The sequence below is a fragment of the Geodermatophilus sp. URMC 61 genome, assembly GCF_052931555.1.
Genome location: NZ_JBRFHZ010000002.1, coordinates 4,886,888 through 4,906,516, shown reverse-complemented (window position 1 = coordinate 4,906,516; position 19,629 = coordinate 4,886,888). Strand labels below are relative to the sequence as shown.

At 74.9% G+C, this 19,629-nt stretch carries 19 protein-coding genes and 1 tRNA gene; 3 read left to right on the top strand and 17 right to left on the bottom strand.

What is annotated here, in order from left to right:
* Positions 1 to 1,179: an ABC transporter ATP-binding protein gene (locus ACU610_RS22945; RefSeq protein WP_446770000.1), complete on the top strand. Its 1,179-nt coding sequence runs from the start codon at positions 1 to 3 to the stop codon at positions 1,177 to 1,179.
* Positions 1,180 to 1,198: 19 nt separating this feature from the next.
* On the opposite strand, the gene ACU610_RS22940 is transcribed toward ACU610_RS22945, so the two are convergent.
* The 10 genes from ACU610_RS22940 to dacB form a co-directional block, all read right to left on the bottom strand.
* A complete protein-coding gene (locus tag ACU610_RS22940; RefSeq protein WP_446769999.1) occupies positions 1,199 to 1,705 on the bottom strand; it encodes a DUF3180 domain-containing protein in 507 nt (168 codons plus the stop codon).
* Positions 1,702 to 2,208, bottom strand: coding sequence for a 2-amino-4-hydroxy-6-hydroxymethyldihydropteridine diphosphokinase (gene folK, locus ACU610_RS22935; protein WP_446769998.1), 507 nt, complete (start codon positions 2,206 to 2,208; stop codon positions 1,702 to 1,704). Before folK ends, ACU610_RS22940 begins: the two co-directional genes overlap by 4 nt.
* Before the next feature lie 31 nt (positions 2,209 to 2,239).
* Positions 2,240 to 2,626 (bottom strand): dihydroneopterin aldolase, encoded by a 387-nt coding sequence (folB, locus tag ACU610_RS22930; RefSeq protein WP_446769997.1) that lies wholly within the window; start codon positions 2,624 to 2,626, stop codon positions 2,240 to 2,242.
* Positions 2,619 to 3,479: a dihydropteroate synthase gene (folP, locus tag ACU610_RS22925; protein WP_446769996.1), complete on the bottom strand. Its 861-nt coding sequence runs from the start codon at positions 3,477 to 3,479 to the stop codon at positions 2,619 to 2,621. The genes folB and folP overlap by 8 nt, the downstream gene beginning before the upstream one ends.
* Before the next feature lie 75 nt (positions 3,480 to 3,554).
* Positions 3,555 to 4,193: a GTP cyclohydrolase I FolE gene (folE, locus tag ACU610_RS22920; RefSeq protein ID WP_446769995.1), complete on the bottom strand. Its 639-nt coding sequence runs from the start codon at positions 4,191 to 4,193 to the stop codon at positions 3,555 to 3,557.
* Between the two features lie 68 nt (positions 4,194 to 4,261).
* Positions 4,262 to 6,253 carry an ATP-dependent zinc metalloprotease FtsH gene (gene ftsH / locus ACU610_RS22915; protein WP_446769994.1) on the bottom strand — a complete coding sequence of 664 codons (1,992 nt, stop codon included), beginning with the start codon at positions 6,251 to 6,253 and terminating at the stop codon, positions 4,262 to 4,264.
* A gap of 363 nt (positions 6,254 to 6,616) precedes the next feature.
* Positions 6,617 to 7,201, bottom strand: a complete 585-nt coding sequence (hpt, locus tag ACU610_RS22910; RefSeq protein ID WP_446769993.1) for a hypoxanthine phosphoribosyltransferase — start codon at positions 7,199 to 7,201, stop codon at positions 6,617 to 6,619.
* On the bottom strand, positions 7,198 to 8,232 hold the full coding sequence (gene tilS / locus ACU610_RS22905; protein ID WP_446769992.1) for a tRNA lysidine(34) synthetase TilS: 1,035 nt from the start codon (positions 8,230 to 8,232) through the stop codon (positions 7,198 to 7,200). The genes hpt and tilS overlap by 4 nt, the downstream gene beginning before the upstream one ends.
* A gap of 5 nt (positions 8,233 to 8,237) precedes the next feature.
* Positions 8,238 to 9,320, bottom strand: coding sequence for a zinc-dependent metalloprotease (locus ACU610_RS22900; RefSeq protein ID WP_446769991.1), 1,083 nt, complete (start codon positions 9,318 to 9,320; stop codon positions 8,238 to 8,240).
* Positions 9,321 to 9,440: 120 nt separating this feature from the next.
* Positions 9,441 to 10,775: a D-alanyl-D-alanine carboxypeptidase/D-alanyl-D-alanine endopeptidase gene (gene dacB / locus ACU610_RS22895; RefSeq protein ID WP_446769990.1), complete on the bottom strand. Its 1,335-nt coding sequence runs from the start codon at positions 10,773 to 10,775 to the stop codon at positions 9,441 to 9,443.
* Between the two features lie 138 nt (positions 10,776 to 10,913).
* On the opposite strand from dacB, the gene ACU610_RS22890 reads away from it, so the two are divergent.
* The gene (locus tag ACU610_RS22890) at positions 10,914 to 11,408 is read left to right on the top strand and encodes an inorganic diphosphatase (protein WP_446769989.1); all 495 of its coding nucleotides are present in this window, start codon (positions 10,914 to 10,916) and stop codon (positions 11,406 to 11,408) included.
* Positions 11,409 to 11,583: 175 nt separating this feature from the next.
* Here the strand turns inward: ACU610_RS22890 and ACU610_RS22885 are convergent, their stop codons facing one another.
* From ACU610_RS22885 to tmk, 4 genes are all read right to left on the bottom strand, one after another.
* Positions 11,584 to 11,994, bottom strand: a complete 411-nt coding sequence (locus ACU610_RS22885; RefSeq protein WP_446769988.1) for an arsenate-mycothiol transferase ArsC — start codon at positions 11,992 to 11,994, stop codon at positions 11,584 to 11,586.
* 130 nt (positions 11,995 to 12,124) lie between these two features.
* Positions 12,125 to 12,200, bottom strand: a tRNA-Thr gene (locus tag ACU610_RS22880).
* Between the two features lie 105 nt (positions 12,201 to 12,305).
* Positions 12,306 to 13,466 (bottom strand): DNA polymerase III subunit delta', encoded by a 1,161-nt coding sequence (locus ACU610_RS22875; protein ID WP_446769987.1) that lies wholly within the window; start codon positions 13,464 to 13,466, stop codon positions 12,306 to 12,308.
* 70 nt (positions 13,467 to 13,536) lie between these two features.
* Positions 13,537 to 14,214, bottom strand: coding sequence for a dTMP kinase (gene tmk, locus ACU610_RS22870; RefSeq protein ID WP_446769986.1), 678 nt, complete (start codon positions 14,212 to 14,214; stop codon positions 13,537 to 13,539).
* Between the two features lie 94 nt (positions 14,215 to 14,308).
* Between tmk and ACU610_RS22865 the strand changes: the two genes are divergently transcribed.
* Complete coding sequence (locus tag ACU610_RS22865) at positions 14,309 to 15,097, top strand: trans-aconitate 2-methyltransferase (protein WP_446769985.1); 789 nt, start codon at positions 14,309 to 14,311, stop codon at positions 15,095 to 15,097.
* Positions 15,098 to 15,101: 4 nt separating this feature from the next.
* Here the strand turns inward: ACU610_RS22865 and ACU610_RS22860 are convergent, their stop codons facing one another.
* From ACU610_RS22860 to topA, 3 genes are all read right to left on the bottom strand, one after another.
* Positions 15,102 to 15,884, bottom strand: coding sequence for a hypothetical protein (locus tag ACU610_RS22860; protein WP_446769984.1), 783 nt, complete (start codon positions 15,882 to 15,884; stop codon positions 15,102 to 15,104).
* Between the two features lie 579 nt (positions 15,885 to 16,463).
* A complete protein-coding gene (locus tag ACU610_RS22855; RefSeq protein ID WP_446769983.1) occupies positions 16,464 to 16,637 on the bottom strand; it encodes a hypothetical protein in 174 nt (57 codons plus the stop codon).
* 8 nt (positions 16,638 to 16,645) lie between these two features.
* Positions 16,646 to 19,519 carry a type I DNA topoisomerase gene (gene topA, locus ACU610_RS22850; RefSeq protein WP_446769982.1) on the bottom strand — a complete coding sequence of 958 codons (2,874 nt, stop codon included), beginning with the start codon at positions 19,517 to 19,519 and terminating at the stop codon, positions 16,646 to 16,648.
* Positions 19,520 to 19,629 lie beyond the last annotated feature (110 nt).

The window sequence follows — 19,629 nt, the reverse complement described above, 5'->3', positions numbered from 1 at the left end:
GTGGACGCTACTGCCGCCGGCTCGTCGCTGCGCACGGCTGCCCCCGCGGCCGGTGACGCCCCCGGGATCAGGCTCGAGGGGGTCAGCAAGGTCTACCCCGACGGCACCGTGGGCGTGGCCGAGCTCGACCTCACCTTCGCCGCCGGGGAGCTGTCGGTGCTGGTCGGTCCGTCGGGCTGCGGCAAGACGACGACCATGAAGATGGTCAACCGGATCATCGAGCCGACGACCGGCCGCATCCTGCTCGGCGGCGAGGACGTCACCCGGGTCGACGCCGACCAGCTGCGTCGGCGCATCGGCTACGTCATCCAGAGCGTCGGGCTCTTCCCCCACCAGACGGTGCGCGCCAACGTCGGCACCGTGCCCCGGCTGCTCGGCTGGGACCGCCGCCGCACCCGCGACCGCGTCGAGGAGCTGCTCACCCTGGTCGGGCTCGACCCCGCCGTCCACGGGGACCGCTACCCCGCCCAGCTCTCCGGCGGCCAGCGCCAGCGGGCCGGCGTGGCCCGCGCACTGGCCGCCGACCCCGGCGTCCTGCTGATGGACGAGCCGTTCTCCGCCGTCGACCCGGTGGTGCGCGAGCGGCTGCAGTCGGAGTTCCTCCGGCTGCAGGAGACGGTGCGCAAGACGATCGTCTTCGTCACCCACGACATCGAGGAGGCCGTGCGGCTCGGCGACCGCATCGCCGTGATGAGCGCCGGCGGGCACGTCGAGCAGTTCGCCCCGCCCGCCGAGCTGCTGGGCCGGCCGGCCAACCGGACGGTGGCCGACTTCGTGGGCGCCGACCGCGGGCTCAAGCGGCTCGCCGTGACCCCGATCGAGCCCGCCGACCTCGAGCACCCGCCGGTGGTGGGGCTGACCGACGGACTCACCGACGCCGTGGCCGCGCTCGACCGCGCCGGCGCCGGCTGTGCAGTGGTGCTCGACGCCAGCGGCCGGCCGGCCGGGTGCCTGCCCGCCGACCGCGCCGCGGGTGCGGGGACGGTGGCCTCGGCCGTCGTCCGCTCGGACGGCGCGGTGTCGGTACAGGCCTCGCTGCGGACGGCGCTGGCCACCATCCTGCAGACCGACTCCGGGTGGGTGCCGGTGGTCGACGGCGACCGCTACCTCGGCGTCCTCACCCCGTCCTCGGTGCACGCGACGCTGCGGAGGTCGGTCAACACCCAGGGGCCGGCCTGAGGCGGCTCCTGGGGCCCCATCAACCGCGGGCGCCGGCCTGCGGGGTCTCGTCGTCGGCGGACGGCGGGATGCGGCAGATCGACTCCAGCCACAGTGCGGCGGCGACCAGGGCCGCGGAGCAGACCACCCCGACGACCCCGGTGACGGTGTCGGACCCGGCGGTCTGCAGCCGCGAGACCGCCGGCCCCACGTAGAGCAGCACGCCCACCCAGATGCCGACGAACGCGGCGCCGACGTACGCGCTGGCCTGGGCCAGGACCGCGAGCCGGGCGACGAGCATGGGCTCGACCGGCCGGACCGGGGCGCTGCTCCGCTCGGCCGGGGGACGGCGGTCCCGCTGGGCGGCCAGCCGGGCGCGCAGCGTGCGCGCCCCGAGGGCCTCGGCCAGGGCGAGCACGCCGAGCGGTACGGGCAGCCACCAGCGCAGCGCGGGCAGCGCGCCGTAGCCCGCCCGCACCACCAGCCAGGCGGCGACGGCCAGACCCACGGCGAGGACCAGCAGGTCGCGCCGGTTGACCGGCGTCAATGCAGGTGCTCCCAGCGGACGACGGCCGCGACGTCCTCCGGCGGCAGCGCGGCCAGCAGGTCGCCGACCCGGCCGCGGCCCGGCAGCACCGCGGTGGGGTCGAGGCTCGCCCACGGCACGAGAACGAAGGCCCGCTCGTGCGCCCGGGGGTGCGGCAACGTGAGCGCGGGGTCGTCGGAGAGGACCGGCCGGCCGTCGTCCCCGGTGACCGTGACGACGTCGACGTCGAGGGTGCGCGGGCCCCAGCGCACGTCGCGGGTGCGCCCGGCGGCCTGCTCCAGCTCGTGCGCGCGGACCAGCCAGCCGGCGGCGTCCCGGTCGCCCCGGACGACGACCACCGCGTTGAGGTACGGCGGCTGCTCGACCGGCCCCCACGGCGGGGTCTCGTACAGCGTCGAGCGGGCCACCAGCACGCCGTCGTCCTTGAGGGCGGTGATCGCGGTGCGCAGCGCGGCGGCGCGGTCCCCCAGGTTCGCGCCGAGCGACAGGACCGCGCGGCTCATCGGTCCCCCTCGCCGGCGCTCCCCGGTCCGCTCACGTCCGCTCCCGCTGGATGGTGACCGCGACGTCGTCGAAGGGCACGCCGAGGTCGGCCTCCGGCTTGTGCACGGTGATCTCGACGGCGTCGACCAGCGGGTCGTCGAGGCAGACGTCGGCCAGCCGCTGGGCGAGGGTCTCCAGCAGGTCGACCGGCTCCCCGGTCAGCACGCTGTACAGCGCGCGGGCCAGCTCGGCGTAGTTGACCGTGCGCTCGAGGTCGTCTCCGGCGGCGGCCGGTGCGGTGTCGAGCTCCAGGACGGCGTCGACGCGGAAGGTCTGTCCCAGCCGGCGCTCGGCCTCGTACACACCGTGGAAGGCGTGCGCGGTCAGCCCCCGGACGGCGATGCGGTCGGGACGGCGGGGTGGGTGGGTGTCAGCCACGGCGCTGCCCCTCGCGACGGGCCGCCTGGACGGCGGCGACGGTGCGGACGGCGTCGACCGAGGCCAGGGCGTCGTGCACGCGCACCCCCCAGGCGCCGGCCTCCGCGGCCAGCACCGTGGTGGCCAGCGTGGCGGCGTCCCGCTGCTCGGCCGGCCGCAGCGTGCCGTCGGCATCGGCGAGCAGCCGGCCGAGGAAGGACTTGCGGGAGGCGCCGACGAGCACCGGCAGGCCGAGGCCGACGACACGGTCCAGCCCGGCGAGCAGCCGCCAGTTGTGCTCGGCCCGCTTGGCGAACCCCAGGCCGGGGTCGAGGACGAGCTGCTCGGGCGCGACGCCCGCGGCGACGACGTCCTCCACCCGAGCGGTGAGCTCGGCGCAGACCTCGGTGACGACGTCCCCGTACTGGGCGGCGGCGTACATCTCCCGGCTGTGCCCGCGCCAGTGCATGAGCACCCAGGGGACGCCGGTCTCGGCGACCAGCTCGGCCATGTGCTTGTCGGCCAGGCCGCCGCTGACGTCGTTGACGAGCACCGCACCCGCCTCGAGGGCGGCCTCGGCCACCTCGGCGCGGGTGGTGTCGACGCTGGTGCGCACCCCGGCGGCGGACAGCTCACGGATCACCGGGACGACGCGGCGGCACTCCTCGTCGGCGTCCACCCGGTCGGCGCCGGGCCGGGTGGACTCCCCGCCGACGTCGACGTAGTCGGCGCCGGCGGCGTGCACCGCCAGGCCGTGCGCGATGGCCGACCCGGCGTCGGCGAAGCAGCCGCCGTCGGAGAAGGAGTCCGGCGTGACGTTGAGGACCCCCATGACCACGCAGTGGTCGGGGCGCGGAAGAGGGAGGGGGGTCACCGGCCCAGGTCCATGGCTCGGTTCCGGGCTCGCTCCGCTCCTCGCTCGTTCCTCGCTGCGGTGCTCACTTGCCCGTCACCTTCGCATCACCAGGCTCATCGCCTCGCTGCGGGTCGCCGGGTTGTCCCGGAAGATGCCGCGCACGGCCGAGGTGACCGTGGACGAACCGGGCTTGCGGATCCCGCGCATGGCCATGCACAGGTGCTCGGCCTCGATGACCACCAGCACGCCGCGCGGCTTGAGGACGTCGGCCAGCGCGTCGGCGATCTGGCTGGTCATCCGCTCCTGCACCTGCGGCCGGCGGGCGTAGACCTCGACCAGCCGGGCGAGCTTGGACAGCCCGGTGACCCGCCCGTCCTCGCCCGGGATGTAGCCGATGTGCGCGACCCCGTGGAAGGGCACCAGGTGGTGCTCGCAGGTCGAGTACATCGGGATGTCCTTGACCAGGACCATCTCGTCGTGGTCCTCGTCGAAGGTCGTCGCCAGGACCTCGGCCGGGTCCTGCCACAGCCCCGCGAAGACCTCCGCGTACGCGCGGGCGACCCGGTCCGGGGTCTCCCGCAGGCCGGGGCGGTCGGGGTCCTCGCCGACGGCGAGCAGCAGTTCCCGCACGGCGGCCGCGGCACGGGCGTGGTCCACGCCCTTCTGCGCCCGCTCCAGCAGCAGGTCCACGCCGTCCTCGTCCGCACCCGCCCCGGCCGGGATCTCGCTCACGCGGCCTCCTCGCCGGCGTTCGTCGGGCGCGTCCGCGGCGCCGCTCGTGGGTGAGCTCGCGAGCTCGCTCACCTCTGCGCCGGGGCGCCGACGTCCCCCACGGCGGTGCTGCCATGGCCGACGTGGCCGTTGCCGTTCTGCGCGGCCCGCTCGGCGGGGGTGAGCACCGGCGGCTGGTCCGACGGCGTGCGCTTGCCGAAGCCGTTGTACGGGGCCAGCGACGGGCGCTTGGTGACCGGCGCGCAGATGCGGGCCATGTCCTCCTTGGACAGGGTCTCCTTGTCGATGAGCTCGAGCACGAGCTCATCGAGGACCGAGCGGTACTCGACCAGGATCTCCCACGCCTCGTCGTGCGCGGCCTCGATCAGGGCGCGGATCTCCGCGTCGATGTCGGCGGCGACGGCCTCGGAGTAGTCCGGCCGGGTGCCCATGTCGCGGCCCAGGAACGGCTCGGACTCGTTGCTGCCGTACTTCACCGCGCCGAGCTTGGCGCTCATGCCGTACTGGGTGACCATCGCCCGCGCCATGCTGGTCGCCTTCTCGATGTCGTTGCCGGCGCCGGTGGTGGGCTCGTGGAAGACGAGCTCCTCGGCCGCCCGGCCACCGAGGGCGTAGGCGAGGGTGTCGATCATCTCCGACCGGGTCTGGGTGTACTTGTCCTCGGTCGGCAGCACGAGCGTGTGCCCCAGCGACCGGCCGCGCGGCAGGATCGTCACCTTGTGCACCGGGTCCAGGTTGGGCAGTGCGTGCGCCACGAGGGCGTGGCCGCCCTCGTGGTAGGCGGTGACCTTCTTCTCCTTCTCGCTCATCGCCCGCGTCTTGCGCTCGGGGCCGGCGACGACGCGGTCGATCGCCTCCTCGAGGACCGCGTCGGTGACGACCGTGCCGTTGTTGCGGGCCGTGAGCAGCGCACCCTCGTTGAGCACGTTGGCCAGGTCGGCGCCGGTGAAGCCCGGCGTGCGGCGGGCCACGGTCCCCAGGTCGACGTCCGGAGCGAGCGGCTTGCCCTTGGCGTGCACCTCGAGGATCCGCTTGCGGCCCTCGAGGTCGGGGCGGTCGACGGCGATCTGGCGGTCGAAACGGCCCGGGCGCAGCAGCGCCGGGTCGAGGATGTCCGGCCGGTTGGTGGCAGCGATCATGATGACGCCGCCCTTGACGTCGAAGCCGTCCATCTCGACGAGCATCTGGTTGAGCGTCTGCTCGCGCTCGTCGTGCCCGCCGCCCATGCCGGCGCCGCGGTGCCGGCCGACGGCATCGATCTCGTCGACGAAGATGATCGCCGGTGCGTTCTGCTTGGCCTGCTCGAACAGGTCGCGGACGCGGCTGGCGCCGACACCGACGAACATCTCGACGAAGTCGGACCCGGAGATGGAGAAGAACGGCACCCCGGCCTCGCCGGCGACGGCGCGGGCCAGCAGCGTCTTGCCGGTCCCGGGCGGGCCGAACAGCAGCACGCCCTTGGGGATCTTCGCGCCGACGGCCTGGAACTTCACCGGGTTGGCCAGGAAGTCCTTGATCTCCTGGAGCTCCTCGATGGCCTCGTCGGCGCCCGCGACGTCGGCGAACGTCGTCTTCGGGGTGTCCTTGCTGACCACCTTGGCCTTGGACTTGCCGAAGGCCATGACCCCGCGGCCGCCACCCTGCATCGAGTTGAACAGCCAGAACAGCAGGAGCAGCAGGATCACGAACGGCAGGAAGCTGATCAGCAGGCTGACCAGGACGCTGTCCTGCGTGACGTTGGTGTTGAAGTCGACGGGGGTGCCGCCGTCGGTCGCGCCGCGCACCAGGTCGAAGACGTCGTCGGCGGCACCGAGCGGGTAGGAGGCGGTGATCTGGTCGCTGCCCTCGACCGGGTTGTTCAGCTCCAGGTCGAGGGTCTGTTCCTTGTCGTTGATCGTGACCTGGCGGACGTTGCCGCTCTCGATCTGCTCGAGCGCGGTCGAGGTGCTGACCTCCTGGAAGCCCCCGTTGCCGCGGAACAGCGAGGAGAACGCCAGCGCCAGGAGGACGACGAGGACGACCCAGAACCACACGGAGCGGAAGATCTTCTTGCGTTCCATACACCGATGCCGGGCGGCCGGGTGCTCCGGCCTGTCCCGTCCACCCTCCTGATCGTCCGGGGGACGCTCCCTGCGGCCCGGGCGGGCACCCTGGCGCTACGGTGCAGCGTCGTTGCGATCGACGGTACACCGGCGAGCCTGTGCGTCAGCCGTGCAGCGGCGGGGTCCTCGCTGACGACACCCGGGCGGGTGGGCCGCGATATCGCGGTCCTACCGGACCGCTCCGCGGCCTGTGAGCGCCGACCGCCCGCCGTCGCCACCGCCGGTGATCAGCACAGCTCACCGTGCCGGGTCCTGGCTCACCACCGGTGGTGAGCCAGGACCGTCGACGACCAGCTCAGCTGATCATCAGGGAGGGCGACGTCAGGCATACACCTCGGGCTTGAGCGTGGCGATGTAGGGCAGGTCGCGGTAGCGCTCGGCGTAGTCCAACCCGTACCCGACGACGAACTCGTTGGGGATGTCGAAGCCGACGTAGCGCACCGGGACGTCGACCTTCACCGCGTCGGGCTTGCGCAGCAGCGCGCAGACCTCGAGCGAGGCCGGGCGCCGTCCGCCCAGGTTCTTCAACAGCCAGGACAGCGTCAGCCCGGAGTCGATGATGTCCTCGATCACCAGCACGTGCCTGTCGCTGATGTCGCGGTCGAGGTCCTTGAGGATGCGCACGACGCCCGACGAGCTGGTGGCCGAGCCGTAGGAGGAGACGGCCATGAACTCCATCTGGGTGGGCAGTTGCAGCGCCCGGGCGAAGTCGCTCATGAACAGCACCGCGCCCTTGAGGACGCCGACGAGCAGCACCTCGCGCCCGGCGTAGTCGCGGGCGACCTGGTCGGACAGCTCGGCGATCTTCGCCTGGATCTGCTCCTCGCTGAGCAGCACGTGGTCGATGTCCGGGCCGTAGCCGTGGTCGTTGCCGAGCTCTGCTGGAGCGGTGGCGGGCTCGCTCACGGGCGGGACTCCTCGCGGGTGTGGGGTGCGTCCTCGGGACGGGGGGCCCGCACGACGGGGGGCGACAGCACCAGCCTGCCAGACGTCCGGAGGGCTGCTGCACCGCCGGGTAGGTCCACGCGGCCCTGCCCCCGCCAGTGCGTGACGAGCGCCTCGACCGCACGCAGGTGGACCGCCTGGACGTCGGGGACGCCGGCGCCGCGGAGCCACCCCCGGAGCACCCGCCGGCGCAGCGCGGCGGGCAGGGGCTCCAGGGGACGGGCGGGCAGCCCGCCGTCTGCCGCCTCCCCGGCGAGGCGGGCCAGCTCCGCCGCAGCGAGCTCGTCGAGGGCGTCGAGGTCCTCCCGGAGCAGGTCGGCGGTGCGGGCCAGGGCGGGTGCGACCCCGCCGCCGAGGACCTCCTCCATCAGCGGCAGGACCTCGCCGCGCAGCCGGGCGCGGGTGTAGGCGGGGTCGGCGTTCCAGGGGTCGTCCCACACCGGCAGCCCCTGGTCCGCGCACGCCCGGCGCGCGGTGGCCCGGCGGACGCCGAGCAGCGGACGCCACCAGAGGACGCCGCCGGTCGTCCGTTGGGCGACCATGCCGGCCACCGAGCGCGGGCCCGAGCCGCGGCCCAGCCCGAGCAGCACGGTCTCGGCCTGGTCGTCGAGGGTGTGCCCCAGCGCCACGCGGGCGCCGAGGTCGGTGGCCGCGCCGGCGAGCGCCGCGTACCGCGCCGCGCGGGCGGCGCCCTCGGGTCCGCCGTCCGCGCCGACCGCCACGGGTCGCACGAGCACGGGGTCCAGACCGAGCCCGCTGAGCAGCTCCGCCGTCCGCTCGGCCCGCTCCGCGGAGCCCGGCTGCAGGCCGTGGTCGACGGTCACCGCGCCGACGCGGACACCGGCGGACCGGGCCTCGAAGGCCAGGGCCGCGGCCAGGGCGAGGGAGTCCGCTCCCCCGCTGACCGCGGCGAGCACCGGCTGCCCGCTCCCCCGCAGGCCCGGCCGTACGGCGGTCCGCAGGACCGCGACGGCCCGCGGTGAACCGGACACCGCCCTCAGGCGGGGATGGCGGGGCGGCCGTGCACCCGCTCGACCCAGCGCGCGGGGTCGGTGAGCTCCTCGATGCGGGGCAGGTTCTCCGGCCCCTCCCACACCCGGTTGAAGCCCTCCATGCCGACGAGGTCGACGACCCCACCGACGAACACGCGGCCCTCTGCGTACTGCCGCATCTTCTGCTCCAGGCCGAGCAGCCGGCGCAGCACACGGTCGATCGGGCCGCGGCCCTTGCGGCGCTGGGCGAACCGCTTGCGCAGCGTCCGCACCGACGGGACGACGTCCGGACCGACGCCGTCCATCACGTACTCCGCGTGCCCCTCGACCAGGCTCATCACGGCGGTGACCCGGTCGAGGACGGCGCGCTGCCGCGGGTCCTGGACCAGCGCCATCAGCCCGGCGTCGTCCCCGCCCTCGCCGCGGGCGGCGTCGAGGATGCTGCGCAGCACGTCGCCGAGCCGGTCCCGGAGCACCTCCGGGTCGAGGTCGGTGGCCTCGACGAACTCGGCCATCTGCGCCTCGAGGTGGTCCTTGAGCCACGGGACGGCGGTGAACTGCAGCTGGTGGGTCACCTCGTGCAGGCACACCCACAGCCGGAAGTCGCTGGGGTCGACGCCCAGCCGGCGCTCGGCGTCGACGATGTTCGGGGCGACCAGCAGCAGCCGGCCACCGGTGCCGAAGACCTCGTACTGGCCGAGGACGCGGGAGGACAGGAAGGCGAGCACGCCGCCGGCCTGCACGCCGGTGGCGCGGGAGCCGATGGCCGTGGCCAGCGGGCCGGGCCGGGACTGCTGCCGGGCGGCGAGCGCGTCGACCAGCGGGTCGAGCAGCGCGGACATCCCGTGCGTGTTGGCGTCCACCCAGCCGGGCCGGTCGACCACGGCGACCTCGGGCACCGGACCGTCGGGGACGGGGCGGAGGCCGGTGAGGCCCTCGACGTGCGCGACGGCGGTGGCGGCGGCCTCGTGCAGCTCACGGACGACCGCGGCGGCCTCCTCCCGCGTCGTCTGCGGACCGGGGCCGACCAGGCGGCGGGCGGTGCGTCCGGCGAGGTCCCAGTCCACCATCCGTACGGAGCTGCTCACCGGCCTCACGGTACGCGCGAAAGCAGAGGAACCCCCTGCTCCCCGTCGCTCGCGAGCTCGCAGCAGGCCACTGCGGGCGCCGGGACCTGGGACCGGGCCGATGGGCCCGGCAGGACACCGCTAGCGGCAGCCGCAGGCCGCCAGTGTCGAGGCGACGTCGTCCAGCGCGGCCTCGGCGGCCAGCCCGTTGGCCGGCGCGCTGTCGGCGAGGACGGCGAAGACCAGCAACCGGCCCTCCGCGGTGACCACCGTGCCGGCCAGGCCGTGCACGCCCAGCAGCGTGCCGGTCTTGGCGCGGACCGAGCCCGGCGCGGTCTCCGGGTCCTCGTCGCCGCGCTCGGCGAGGGTGCCGTCGTAGCCGGCGACGGGCAGGCCGGAGAGGACGGCGGAGGCGTCGGCCAGCCTGCCGTCGGCGGCACCGGCGAGCAGGTCGGCGAGGAGCGCGACCGGGACCCGGTCGGTGGCGGACAGGCCGCTGCCGTCGACCAGCGTGACGCCCGTGACGTCGAGGCCGAGGCCGGAGAGGGCGTCGGTGACCGCCTCCGCGGCCCCCTCGAAGGTGGCCGGCTGGCCGCCGGCGAGGGCGACGTGGCGGGCCAGCGACTCGGTCAGCAGGTTGTCCGACTGGGACAGCGCCTGCTCGACCAGCCGGGCCACCGGCGCCGACCGCACGGCGCCCAGCGTCTGCGCGCCCTGCGGGGCGTCGCCCAGGACGACGGTCGCGTCGGGCGCGCCGAGCGCGGCGGCCAGCGCGGTGCCGGCGTCGGTGCCCGGGGCGGCGCTGCGCTGCAGCTCGCTCGGGCTCACCCGGGCGCCGTCGACGGCGGCCGCGGTGACCGGGGCGGCGTAGGTGGACGGCGCGTCGCCGGGCCCCCAGCCGCTGGCGGTGAGCGGGCCCTCGAACAGCGAGTTGTCGACGACGACGCGGGTGACCTCGGTGCCCGCGGGCAGGCCGCTGCGCACCTGCGCGGCGAGGTCGGCGACGGTGGGTGCCCCGGGGTAGGTCAGCGAGGGGACGGTCCGCGACAGCGTCGGGTCGCCACCGCCGACGAGCACCACCTCGCCGGGCGCGGAGCCGGCGACCACGGTGGTCTCCAGGGTGGCGTCGGGGCCGAGGGTGGTCAGCGCGGCGACGGCCGTGAGCAGCTTGGCGGTCGAGGCCGGCGTGGAGGGGTCGTCGCCGTTCTGGTCGAACAGCACCTCCCCGGAGGCGACGTCGACGACCTGCGCCTCGACGCCGGGGCCCAGCGCGGGCGAGGCCAGCAGCGGCCGGAGCACGCCGGCGAGCACCCCGCCGTCCGGGGTGGGCGCCTGCGACGACAGGGCCGCGAGCACCGGAGCGGCCGGCTCCACATCGGGCAGCCGGGCCTCGGCGGCGGCGACCTCGGTGGCGGCGTCGTCCCCCCGCGGGGCGACGACGAACCAGACGCCGACGGCCACGACGAGGAGCAGCACGAGGGTCCCCAGCAGGAGGCGGCGACGGAGCCGGGAGTACTTCGGCGTGACGGTCGCCGACCCGCTGGACGCGATGGTGCCCTCCCCCTGAACGACCTCCGGCAGGCGCCCGGGGTCCGATCCGCCACACTACGTCTCGTGCAGTTCGACGTGACGATCGAAATCCCGAAGGGCCAGCGGAACAAGTACGAGCTGGACCACACCACCGGACGCATCCGTCTGGACCGGATGCTCTTCACCTCCACGAGATACCCGGCCGACTACGGCTACATCGAGAACACCCTGGGCATGGACGACGACCCGCTCGACGCCCTGGTGATCCTCGACGAGCCGACCTTCCCCGGCTGTCTCATCACCTGCCGCGCCATCGGCATGTTCCGCATGACCGACGAGAAGGGCGGTGACGACAAGGTCCTCTGCGTGCCGGCCACCGACCCGCGGATGGCCCACCTCACGGACATCGGCGACGTCTCGGAGTTCGACCGGCTGGAGATCCAGCACTTCTTCGAGACCTACAAGGACCTCGAGCCGGGCAAGTCGGTCGAGGGTGCCGAGTGGGTCGGTCGCGAGGACGCCGAGGCCGAGATCACGGCCTCGCTCCAGCGGGCCGAGGAAGCCGAGCCCCACCACTGAAGTAGGACCGCCCTCCGCCCACGCCTCGTAGGAGGACCCTGGAGGGTGGCCACCCTGGCCCCTCACCGAGCGGCCGCCGAGCGCACGACGGACGCCGACGGCGGCGCACCTCCCCGGGTGCGCCGCCGTCGGCGTCTCGCGGGGAGCTCGGCCGACGGTCCCGCCGAGCGCGGGTTCAGGAGCGGGGCGGGACCAGCTCCGCGAGCAGCGCACGGACGCGGGCGTCGACGTCGTCGACGATGCGCCGCACCGTGTCGATGTCCTGGCCTGCCGGGTCGTCGACGGGCCAGTCCTCGTAGCGCTTGCCGGGGAAGACCGGGCACGTCTCCCCGCAGCCCATGGTGACGACCACGTCGGCGGCCCGGACCAGGTCGGCGTCGAGGCGGGTCGGGACGTGGTCGGTGACCGGCAGCCCCCGCTCGGCCAGCACCTGTGCGACCACCGGGTTGACCCCGGCGCCCGGTTCGGACCCGGCCGAGCGGACCTCGACGGCGTCACCGCCGTGGTGCCGGGTGAGCACCTGCGCGGCGACGGAGCGCCCGGAGTTGTGGACGCAGGCGAACAGGACGCTGGGCGTGCCGCTCATGGGACCTCCTCGGGACGGACGCGGGCGCATCAGCAGCAGTCCGGGTCCAGAACGCGGCACGACGCGCCGAGCGAGTCCCGACGGACGGAACGACGCAGCGGCCCGGTCCGGGTGGACGGGGCCGCTGGCGTGGAGCCGCCTGTCGGAATCGAACCGACGACCTTCTCATTACGAGTGAGATGCTCTACCGACTGAGCTAAGGCGGCGGACGTGCGGTGCACAGCCTACGGCACCGCCGCGGCCGGTCCGCCCGGCCCCGTCCAGGGCACCGCCCCGAGCCTTTGCGGGGGCGGGCAGGACGGGGTCCTCGATCACGACGGGAGCCGCAGCGCGACGGTCAGCGCCTCGACCGCGACCTGCGGTTTCACGTTCTGCTCCAGCGCCGTCCGGCAGTCCAGGACGGCGTCGATGCGGCGCAGCGCGCCCTCCGGACCGATCCGCCGCGCCAGCTCCTCGGCATCGGCGCGGCGGTCGGGGTGGGCCAGCTGCGGCGCGTCTGCCCCGGTCGTCGCCAGCACGAGCGCGTCGCGGTACAGCGCGGCGAGGTCCACCAGGGCCCGGTCCAGCGAGTCGCGGCCCAACCGGGTGGCCCGCGACTTCTGCCGCTTCTCCAGCTCCTTGAGCTGTCCGGCCCCGCGGCTGGCGGCAGCCACGCCGGGACCGCGGGCGCCGACCCCGAGGCTCTGCTTGACCGCCTCGGTCTCGGCACCGTCGAGCTCGGCCGTCACCCGGTCGGACTCCTCCTTGGCGGCGCTGACCAGGTCGTCGGCGGCGTTGAGGCAGGCGGCGAGCGAGACCAGCGACAGCGGCACGTCGAGGACCGCCTTGCGGGCCAGCCGGGCGCTCTCGTCGCGGGCCAGGTGCCGGGCGCGGCCGACGTGCCCGCCGGCGGCCGCGGCCGACCAGGCGGCGAGTGCCGGGTCGATGCCGTCGCGGCTGACCAGGACGTCGGTGACCGCGTCGACCGGCGGCGTGCGCAGGTTGACCACCCGACACCGGGAGCGGATGGTCACCGGCACGTCCTCGGGGTGCAGGCTCGGCGCGCAGAGCAGGAAGACCGTCCGCGCCGGCGGCTCCTCGAGCATCTTCAACACCGTGTTGGACGCCTGCTCGGTCATCCGGTCGGCGTCCTCCACGAGCACCACCTGCCAGCGCCCCTGCGACGGTGCCCGCCCGGCGATGCGGACCAGCTCGCGCACCTCGGCCACGCCGATGGACAACCCCTCCGGGACGACGGACTGCACGTCGGCGTGGGTGCCGGCGAGCACCGTCCGGCAGGCGTGGCAGGTGCCGTCGCCGCCCTCGGGGCACTGCAGCGCGGCGGCGAAGGCGCGGGCGGCGACCGACCGCCCCGACCCCGGCGGGCCGGTGAACAGCCAGGCGTGGGTCATCACGTCGGGGTCGGCCACGGCGGCCTGCAGCTCGGCGACGACCGCGGGCTGACCGATGACCTGTTCCCAGACCCCGCTCACGCCGCCTCCCTGATCCTCGTCGGCTGCGTTCGCGGCGCTGCTGTGTCCACCGGTGAGCTCCCGAGCTCGCTCACGTGTGCACCTCCAGCAGCGCGCCGACCCGCTCGCGGACGTCCGCGGCCAGCTCCTCGACACCGCGCGTGGCGTCGAGCACCAGGTAGCGCCCGGGCTCGGCCGCCGCGAGGGTGCGGAAGGTGTCGCGCACCCGCTGGTGGAACTCCAGCGACTCCGACTCGAGCCGGTCGGCGACCGCCCGGCCGCGGGCGCGGGCGAGCCCGGTCTCCGGCGGCAGGTCGAGCAGCACGGTGAGGTCCGGGCGCAGCCCCTGGGTGGCCCACCGGGAGATCGCCGCGACGTCGTCCAGGCCGATGGTGCGCCCGGCGCCCTGGTAGGCCAGCGAGCTGTCGACGTACCGGTCGGTCACGACCACCTCGCCGGCCGCCAGCGCCGGGCGCAGGACGGCGTGCGCGTGCTGGGCGCGGTCGGCGGCGTACAGCAGCGCCTCGGCGCGCGGCGACAGGCCCGTGTGCGCGCGGTCGAGCACGATCGCCCGGACGGCGGCGCCGGCGGGGGTGCCGCCGGGCTCGAAGGTGGCCCGCGCCGTCCGCCCCTGCGCGGTGAGCCACTCGCAGAGCAACCGGACCTGGGTGGACTTGCCCGCGCCCTCGCCGCCCTCGAACGCGATGAACAGCCCGCCGGGACGGTCGGCGGCCTCGACGGGGAGGGCGGGCGGACCGTCGTCGGACACGGGGCTCCCGGGCTGGTGGATGGGTGGCGGCACGGCGCAGCCACGGTACCGGCCGGGACCGACGCTCCCGGCTCTCCGGCCCTAGGGTCGGGACGTGACGAGCACCGCCGCCTGGGACCCCGCCGGCTACCTGCACTTCGGCGACGAGCGCGCGCGGCCGTTCACCGACCTGCTGGCCCGCGTCGGCGCCCGGGAGCCGCGGACCGTGGTCGACCTGGGCTGCGGCGAGGGCGCGCTGACCGCCTCGCTGGCGCAGCGGTGGCCGGCCGCCCGGGTCACCGGCGTCGACTCCTCGCCGGAGATGCTGGCCGCGGCCGCGGCACACGCCGTCCCCGGCCGGGTGGCCTTCGCCCTCGGCGACGTGCGCGAGTGGCAGCCCGGTGAGCCGCTCGACGTCCTGGTCACCAACGCCGTGCTGCACTGGGTGCCCGGGCACGCCGACCTGCTGCGCCGGTGGGCCGGGCAGCTGGCGCCCGGCGGCTGGCTGGCGGTGCAGGTGCCCGGCAACTTCCGCGCGCCGACGCACGCGCTGCTGGCCGACCTCTGCCGCTCCCCGCGGTGGGCCGGGCTCGTCGGTGACGCGGCACCGGCGGAGGACGCGGTGCTCGACCCAGCCGGCTACCTGGAGGTCCTCGGCGGGGCGGGACTGGTCACCGACGCGTGGGAGACGACCTACCTGCACGTGCTGCGTGGGGACGACCCGGTGCTCGGCTGGGTGCGCTCGACCGTGCTGCGCCCGGTGCTCGCCAGGTTGGAGGAGGACGACGCCGCCGAGCTGACCGCGGAGTACGCCGCGGCGCTGCGTGCGGCCTACCCGCGCCGTCCGGACGGGACGACGCTGCTGCCCTTCCGGCGGGTGTTCGCCGTCGGGCACGCCGGGTGAGCCGTCAGCCGACGGCGTTCGGGAGGCAGGCGCGGACGCCGTCGGTGGTGCCCCGCTCGAAGGCGCCGATGCGCTCCTGGGCGCTGCCGTGCGTCTCGGTCTGCTGCTGTCCGTTGTCGTCGATGTAGACCGTGCCCCACTCGTTGTCACTGGCGACGGCGGTCAAGGCGGCGGTGAACTCCTCCGTGTCGCCGTCCTCCAGCCGCAGCAGCCCGTCGTCGACGGCGCCCTCCAGCGTGGCCCCGGCCAGGCAGTCGGCCTGGAGCTCGTAGGCCTCGGCCGCCAGCGCGGGGTCGAGGTGGGAGACCACCGAGTGCGCCCACTCGTGCGCCACGACCAGGTAGACGAAGCCATCGCCCAGCGACTGCGAGAGCAGCATCAGGTCGACCTCGAAGGCGAGGAAGTCCCCGATCGGGCAGTGGTAGGCGTTGCCCTCGGGGAGCAGCAGGTCGCCGCAGTACACCTGCTCGGCGGGGGCGTCGTAGAGGCCGGGGGCGCGGGCGGCCGGGGCGAGCCCCGGCGCGGTGTAGCTGCCGGGGAAGTAGTCCCTCCAGTTGGTGCGCCACCAGGCGTCGACGGCGGTCACCGCGGTGGCGTAGTCGGCGTCGAGCTCGTCGGTGGCGACACCGTCCGGACCGGTCACCGGACGCGGTGCCCCTGTGTAGCCGGCGGGCTCGGTCGCCGGGTAGCCCGCGGGCTCGGGGGGATTGGCCGCGGCCGGGGTGGCCGTGCCGGCGAGCACGACGGTCACGAGTGCGGTCAACAGTCGGCCTGCGCGCGTCGCCATGGTGTGGATCCCCTCCGTGTCGGACGCCGGGGAGGGTAGGCGCGCGGCCCCGCGTGACCGCAAGGTGCGGGCGGACGGAACCGTCTCGTCACGGCAGGGCACGCGTGCGGTTGTGACCGAGCGTTATTTACCCGAACCGGTGCGTAGTGGACCGTGGCAGTCGGGTCAGCCGGGGGCAGCCGGTGGGCGCCGGTGCGGTACGGCAGGTCGACGAGGTCGTGGCCGGGGGTGTCGGGGTGGGTGTCGAGCACCGCGCGCACCTCGCCCAGGAACTGCTGCGTCGTCCACCGTGGCGACGTGGCCGTGAGGGGGGCGATGCCGGCGACCAGCCGCTCGGGGCCGAGCAGCTGGACCATGCCGGAGCGGTGGTGCTCGATCCGCGCGCCGAGCGCGGGCGAGGGCGTCGACGACGGCCTGGTCGGCCTCGTGGCCGCGTGCCTGGGCGGCCACGAGGCCGCGCGCCTGGGCGGCCACGAGGCCGGCCGAGTGCGGCCACCCAGGGGACGTCGCGGGTGTTCACACTCGGCTCGGCTGGGCCGACGGCCACCACCTCGTGCCCGGCGGCGCGCAGGACCCCGGTCAGCAGGCCGGTGCCGGCGCTCGGGTCGAGCACGCGCCGCGGCGCTGCCCGAGCAGGACGGTCACGGCGTCGGCCGGGTGGTCCGGCCGCAGCCCGGCGGGGCCGGCGGCGACCGAGCCGGACGACGTCCGCCGCAGCCGCCAGGCCTCGGCGTCCGGCCCGCCGTCCGGCACCGGGACCGTCAGCTCGCGGGGATGGCGTCGCTGTCCGCCGTCGTCTTCCTCGTCGCCTTCTTGGCGGTCGTCTTCCGCGCGGCCGTGGTCTTCGTCGTCGCCTTGGCCGTCGTCTTCTTGGCTGCGGCCTTCTTGGTGGCCTTCTTCCTCGTGCTCGGGTTGGCGCGCCGGTCGGCCAGCAGCTCCGCGGCGCGCTCGAGGGTGATGCTCTCGACGTCGTCGCCCTTCCGGAGGCTGGCGTTGGTCTCGCCGTCGGTCACGTAGGGACCGAATCGGCCCTCGCGGACGGTGATCGTGCCCTGGGTGACCGGGTCGGCACCGAGCTCCTTCAGCGGCGCCGCGGCGGCCCGGCGGCCCCGCTGCTTGGGCTGGGCGAAGATCGCCAGCGCCTCGTCGAGGGTGACGGTGAACAGCCGGTCCTCGGACTCCAGCGAGCGCGAGTCGGTGCCCTTCTTCAGGTAGGGCCCGTAGCGACCGTTGAGCGCCTGGATCTCCTCGCCGTCCGGCGCGGTGCCGACCGTGCGGGGGAGGGTCAGCAGCGTGAGGGCGTCGTCGAGGGTCACCGTCTCCGGGGACATCGAGGAGAGCAGGCTCGCCGTCCGCGGGCTCTCCTTGCTGCCCTCGGGCACGACGGTGGTGACGTACGGGCCGTACCGGCCGGCCTTGACCACGACGGGTAGCCCGGACTCCGGGTCGGTGCCGAGCGCGCGGTCGCCGGACGGCGCGGCGAGCAGCTCCTCGACCCTCTCCTCGGTCAGCTCGTCGGGGGCGAGGTCCTCGGGGAGGGTGACGCGGGGACCGTCCTCGCCGCCGACCTGCAGGTAGGGGCCGTAGCGCCCGACCCGGACGACGACCGGCTCGCCGCTCGGCCCGGTGGCACGCAGCGGGATCGAGTTCACCCCGCGCGCGTCGATCTCCTCCAACTGCTGACCGATGACCGACTTGAGCCCACCGGAGGCGGCGATCCCCCCGGCGTGCCGGCCCTCGCCGCCGAAGTAGAACTCGGTCAGCCAGTCGACCCGGCCCAGGTCCCCGGCGGCGATCTCGTCGAGCTCGTTCTCCAGCGAGGCGGTGAAGTCGTAGTCGACGAGCTGGGCGAAGTGCTGCTCCAGCAGGTTCACCACGGCGAAGGCCACGAAGGTGGGCACCAGCGCGGAGCCCTTCTTCCAGACGTACCCGCGGTCCTGGATGGTCTGCATGATCGACGCGTAGGTGGAGGGGCGACCGATGCCCAGCTCCTCCAGGCGCGAGACCAGGCTCGGCTCGGTGTAGCGGGACGGCGGGGTCGTCGTGTGACCCTTGGCCTCCAGCTCGCGGGTGTCGAGCTGCTGGCCGCGCTCCACGCGCGGCAGTCGGCGCTCGGCGTCGTCGCTGCCGGGGTCGTCGTCGCCCGCCGGGCTCTCGTCCCGGGACTCCACGTAGGCGCGGAGGAAGCCGGGGAACGTGATCGTGCGGCCGCTGGCGGTGAACTCGACTGCCTCGTCGGTGCTGCTGCGCCCGGCCAGCCGGATGCTCACGCTCTGACCGACGGCGTCGGCCATCTGCGAGGCGATCGTGCGCTGCCAGATCAGCTCGTAGAGCCGGAACTCGTCGCGGGCGAGCTGGCCGGCGAGCTGACCCGGCGTGCGGAAGCTGTCACCGGCGGGCCGGATCGCCTCGTGCGCCTCCTGCGCACCCTTGGCCTTCTTCGCGTAGCGGCGCGCCTCGGCCGGGACGTAGGCGTCGCCGTAGAGCTGGCGTGCCTGGGTGCGGGCGGCGTTGATGGCCTCGTTCGACAGGTTCGTCGAGTCGGTCCGCATGTAGGTGATGTGGCCGTTCTCGTACAGCCGCTGCGCCACCCGCATGACCTGCGCCGAGGACCAGCCGAGCTTGCGGCCGGCCTCCATCTGCAGCGTGGACGTGGTGAACGGCGCGTAGGGACGCCGCCGGTAGGGCTTCTCGTCGACCCGGCTGACGGTGACCTGCCGGCCCTCGAGCCGGGCGGCCAGACCCCGGGCGCCGGCCTCGTCGAGGTGCACGACCTCGCCGGTGACCTGGCCCGTGGCGGGGTCGAAGTCGCGGCCGGTCGCGACCCGGCTGTCGTCGACGCTGACCAGTCGGGCCCGCACGGTCGTCGGCTCGCCCTCGTCGGCGCCGGCCCGGCGGTCGGAGACGGCGAAGGTGCCCTCGAGCGACCAGTAGTCGGCCGAGCGGAAGGCCATGCGCTCCCGCTCGCGCTCGACGACGATGCGGGTGGCCACCGACTGCACCCGGCCCGCCGACAGCTTGGGCAGCACCTTCTTCCACAGCACGGGGCTGACCTCGTAGCCGTAGAGCCGGTCGAGGATGCGGCGGGTCTCCTGCGCGTCGACCAGCGCGGTGTCCAGTTCGCGCGGGTTGGCCACGGCACGGGCGATCGCCTCGGGCGTGATCTCGTGGAAGACCATCCGGCGCACGGGCACGCGCGGCTTGAGCGTGTCCACCAGGTGCCAGGCGATGGCCTCGCCCTCGCGGTCCTCGTCGGTGGCGAGGTAGACCTCGCTGGCGTCCTTCACCAGCTGCTTGAGCCGGCTGACCTGCTGCTTGCGGTCGGGGCTGACCACGTAGAGCGGCTCGAAGGCGTTGTCGACGTCGACGCCGAGCCGCGCCCAGGACGCGCCCTTGTGCTCGGCCGGCACGTCGGCGGCGTTGCGCGGCAGGTCCCGGATGTGCCCGACGCTGGCCTCGACGACGTAGCCGTTGCCCAGGTACCCGGCGATCTTCCCGGCCTTGGTCGGGGACTCCACGATGACCAGCGGCCGCCCGCCGCCGGCGGCGGTCCGGCGGCGGGCAGGGGCGCTCGTGCCGCCCGCGGTGGACGCGGCGGCAGAGGTACCGGTGTTCGTGGTCTTCGTGGGTGCCACGGTGCTCCTGTCGGTGGTGCTCGGTGCGGGCGCCGGCGGTCCGGCGCCGGACGACGCGGTCGCTGTCCGCGCGCCCTCGGCGACGCCACGGTAGGCCACGGGCCCGACCG

Bases quoted from the DNA above. Each gene is read 5' to 3' on its own strand.
- folK (WP_446769998.1), bottom strand. From the start codon at position 2,208: ATGAGCCGCGCGGTCCTGTCGCTCGGCGCGAACCTGGGGGACCGCGCC.
- ftsH (WP_446769994.1), bottom strand. From the start codon at position 6,253: ATGGAACGCAAGAAGATCTTCCGCTCCGTGTGGTTCTGGGTCGTCCTC.
- ACU610_RS22885 (WP_446769988.1), bottom strand. From the start codon at position 11,994: ATGAGCGGCACGCCCAGCGTCCTGTTCGCCTGCGTCCACAACTCCGGG.
- ACU610_RS22860 (WP_446769984.1), bottom strand. From the start codon at position 15,884: ATGGCGACGCGCGCAGGCCGACTGTTGACCGCACTCGTGACCGTCGTG.